At 56.7% G+C, this 704-nt stretch carries 2 protein-coding genes; both read left to right on the top strand.

All coding sequences use genetic code 11. From position 1 onward, the window contains the following. Positions 1-219: pentapeptide repeat-containing protein (locus PDO_RS27320; RefSeq protein WP_141649932.1), on the top strand; the 219-nt coding region annotated here is incomplete at its 5' end. A gap of 63 nt (positions 220-282) precedes the next feature. Then, entirely contained in the window at positions 283-498 is a 216-nt protein-coding gene (locus PDO_RS26775; protein WP_007604498.1) for a pentapeptide repeat-containing protein, read from the top strand. The last annotated feature ends 206 nt before the right edge of the window (positions 499-704 follow it).

The following is a 704-nucleotide window of genomic DNA, read 5'->3' as shown; positions in this document are numbered from 1 at the left end:
GCAATCCTGCAAGGAGCGAACCCTAAAGACGCGTCTCTGTGCCAAACTCGCCTTGATCGAAACGGTGTGCTGTGGCTGATCGAACAGCGGAAGAGGACGACACGCAAAGGTGCTGAAATCGATCTGACTGATCTGAATCTGTCCGGGCAAGACCTGAGGGGTATCGATTTTACGAACTGCGATCTCGATCTTACGGATCTGCGAGGAGCAAAGCTGTAATTTGCCCGTTTTGATCGAGACGGGGTACTGCATCTGATCGAAGACCAGAGGAACGAAGCGCCGTTGTCGACGACGCCCCTCAGCTATATCAATCTGCGTGGTCTGGACCTGTCCGGTCTAGACCTGAGTGATATCGATTTCTCTGACTGCGATCTAAGTGGCGCGAACCTCAAGCGCGCGAACTTCGAAGGAGCGATCCTCAAACGCACGAACTTCAAAGACGCGGACCTCGAAGGTGCGCATCTGGGCAGTATTCGCCTTGATCGGGACGGGGTGTGAACGGTCGTCGAGAAGTGCGTGCGGCGCGACAATCAACCTGGGAATAGCGTCAATCTGGATGGAAGCGTCGCCAGGAACGTCGCGAAGGGAGGGCGTAGCCCGACCGGAGTGACGTTCCTGGCGACGGCGCGAACCCCGAGAGGGGCTCACGCCGTCTGGTGATCGCGATGTGTCGGGTGCATGTGTTTTTCCAGCTCAAAGGAAAG

The sequence above is a fragment of the Rhizobium sp. PDO1-076 genome, assembly GCF_000247475.1.
Lineage (GTDB): Bacteria > Pseudomonadota > Alphaproteobacteria > Rhizobiales > Rhizobiaceae > Allorhizobium.
Note: the sequence above shows the minus strand (reverse complement) of the source record. Positions and strands in the feature narration are given on the sequence as shown.